The organism is Oryzihumus sp. (assembly GCF_036391795.1).
Taxonomy (GTDB): domain Bacteria; phylum Actinomycetota; class Actinomycetes; order Actinomycetales; family Dermatophilaceae; genus Oryzihumus.
The window spans coordinates 1-2,623 of sequence record NZ_DASVZH010000126.1; the positions used below are offsets into that span (position 1 = coordinate 1).

A 2,623-nucleotide genomic window follows, 5' to 3' on the forward strand; every position below is an offset into this window, starting at 1 on the left:
CGTGGACCGGTCCCGACCGATCACCGCCGCGATCTGCGGGAAGGTCAGCCCCTGCCCGAACAACACCTCGATCTGCGCGCGCTCCTGCTCCGACAACCGTGCACCAGGCATGACCGGATCCTTCCGTCAGCCTCGTTGCAACAACCACTTGAAGCGGCCACCCTTCCCAAGGACAGAAATGTCCCTCTCGGCGAGATAGGCGGCGAGATGGGGTCGGGGTGGTTCGGCGAGGTGAGGTCAGGCCGGGAGGCGGGTCAGGCGGGGCGGACGGCGGCGGGGTCGACGGCGATCCACACGGCCTCGGCCTGCGCGAGCAGGCGACCGTCAGCGCCATACAGGGCGGTGCCGGAGAGGAACTTGCGGCCCTGCTCCCCACGAGGCCAGGCCATCACCACGCACTCCTCGCCCACGGTCGGCAGGTCGTGCACCTGCGCCGTCATGGTGCCGAGCACCATCGCCCGACCGGCGATGCCCGAGGCCCACGCGCCGGGGCAGTCCAGCGCCGCCCAGACGATCTCCGGGGTCACCTCGACCGGGCGCCACGCGGCCGCACGCAGCGTCTCGTGACCGGGCAGCCGGCCGGTGTGCAGGCACAGCGCGTCCGCGGGGTCGCGGTCGGTGCCGCAGGTGAAGCAGGTGGGGAAGGGGTGCTCGGCCAGGCCCTCGTACGACGGGCCGACGGCCTCGGCGTCGGCGAACGACACGGGCGCAGGCGTCCCGCCGGTGTCCAGCGGCTCGGCCGAGATGGCCTGGGCCACCAGGGTCTGGCCGTCCCAGAGCTCGACCGTGCCGTCGTCGGCGCGGGTCACGTCCATCTCGGTGTCCAGCGGCGGGGGCGTGCGCAGCCGCACGGTGACGGCGCCGGCGCCCTGCCCTTCCTCGCCCTCGACGAGCTGGGCCAGGTGGCCGCTGACCCAGCCGCCGTTGCCGGACATCGGCGGGCCGCAGAACCGGGCGGGGACGACGAAGGACTCGCTCACGCCCGGCACGCTAGCCCCTGACCGCCTCGTAGCGGCGCAGGGCCTCCTCCCGGGCCTCGGCGTGGTCGAGGATGGGCTCGGGGTAGCCGTGGTCGTAGGCGCCGTCGACCTTCCAGGGCTCGTGCACCGCGCCACCGCCCACGTGCGCCAGCTCGGGCACGTAGCGCCGCACGTAGTCGCCGTCGGGGTCGAACTTGCGGCCCTGGGTCACCGGGTTGAACACGCGGAAGTACGGCGAGGCGTCGGTGCCCGTGCCGGCCGCCCACTGCCAGCCGTGGGAGTTGGAGGCGATGTCGCCGTCGCGCAGGTGCGCCATGAAGTGGCGGGCGCCGTGCGGCCACCAGACGTGCAGGTCCTTGACCAGGAAGCTGGCCACGATCATCCGGACCCGGTTGTGCATCCACCCCTCGGCGAGCAGCTGGCGCATCCCCGCGTCGACCATGGGGTAGCCGGTGCGGCCCGCCGTCCACGCCTCGAACCCCTCGCCGGGCTCGTCGTAGGCCATCCCCCTCAGCGTCGGCGTGAGGTCGGCCCAGGCCGAGTCGGGGCGGTGCCACAGCACGTCGGCGTAGAACTCCCGCCAGGCCAGCTCGGTGACGAACGTCTGCGGCCCGGTCCTGCGGTGGTCGGGGTGCGCGGCGATGTCCGCGAGCAGCGTGCGCGGGTGGATCTCGCCGAACTTCAGATGGGCGGACAGCCCCGAGGTGCCTACCAGGTCCGGTCGGTCGCGGGTGTCGGCGTAGCCGGCCAGACCGTCGTCGAGGAACGCGTGCCACTGCTCCAGGGCCGCCTCCTCCCCGGCCGGGGGCAGGTCCGGCACCTCGCCGTCGAGCGCGGGCAGCTCCTGCGACTCCAGCCGACGCACCCACCGCAGCTGCTTGGGCACCGGCGCGGGCTGCGGCCAGCCGTGGGCGCGCCAGGCGCGCGAGAAGGGGGTGAACACCTGGTAGGGCGTGCCCCCGCCGGTCGTCAGCGTCCCCGGCCCCACCGCGTATGCCGTGCCGGTCGCCTCGAGCGCGCAGTCCTGCTCGCGCAGCGCCCGGCGCACGGCCTCGTCGCGGCGCCGCCCGAACGGGGTGCTCTCGGCGCTGACGTGCACGCTCGCGGCGCCCACCTCGCGGGCCACCTCGGGGACCACCTCGGCGGGGTCACCGACGCGCACGACCAGGGCCCCGTCATACCGGGAATCGAGGGCACGCAGGGAGGCGTTCAACCAGGCGCGACGCACGGCACCGGCGCCGTCCCAGAGCCGCCGGTCGAGCACGAACAGCGGCAGGACGGCCGATCCGTCGGCGACCTCGTGGGCTGCCCCGAGGGCGGGCAGGTCGGCCAGGCGCAGGTCACGACGAAGCCAGAGCACGGTGTCGGGCACAAATGAGAGGCTATGCGCTGTGACGGATCTGATCGACACCACCGAGATGTACCTCCGGACGATCTACGAGCTGGAGGAGGAGGGCATCCCGCCGCTGCGGGCCCGCATCGCGGAGCGGCTCGGTCACTCCGGCCCCACGGTGAGCCAGACCGTCGCCCGCATGGAGCGCGACGGGCTGCTGAGCCTGGCCGGCGACCGTCACCTCGAGCTGTCCGAGGAGGGGCGCCGGCTCGCCACCCGGGTCATGCGCAAGCACCGGCTGGCCGAGCGG

At 73.9% G+C, this 2,623-nt stretch carries 4 protein-coding genes; 1 reads left to right on the forward strand and 3 read right to left on the reverse strand.

The genetic code is table 11. The features are described from left to right. From VF825_RS20065 to VF825_RS07315, 3 genes are all read right to left on the reverse strand, one after another. On the reverse strand, window positions 1–111 hold a 111-nt coding region (locus VF825_RS20065), incomplete at its 3' end, for a helix-turn-helix domain-containing protein (RefSeq protein ID WP_414695791.1). A gap of 143 nt (window positions 112–254) precedes the next feature. Continuing rightward, entirely contained in the window at window positions 255–980 is a 726-nt protein-coding gene (locus tag VF825_RS07310; RefSeq protein ID WP_331111701.1) for a hypothetical protein, read from the reverse strand. Window positions 981–990: 10 nt separating this feature from the next. Beyond that, window positions 991–2,352 carry a deoxyribodipyrimidine photo-lyase gene (locus VF825_RS07315; RefSeq protein ID WP_331111703.1) on the reverse strand — a complete coding sequence of 454 codons (1,362 nt, stop codon included), beginning with the start codon at window positions 2,350–2,352 and terminating at the stop codon, window positions 991–993. Window positions 2,353–2,371: 19 nt separating this feature from the next. Between VF825_RS07315 and VF825_RS07320 the strand changes: the two genes are divergently transcribed. After that, window positions 2,372–2,623, forward strand: a 252-nt coding sequence (locus tag VF825_RS07320) for a metal-dependent transcriptional regulator (protein WP_331111705.1), incomplete at its 3' end; no start/stop codon positions are given.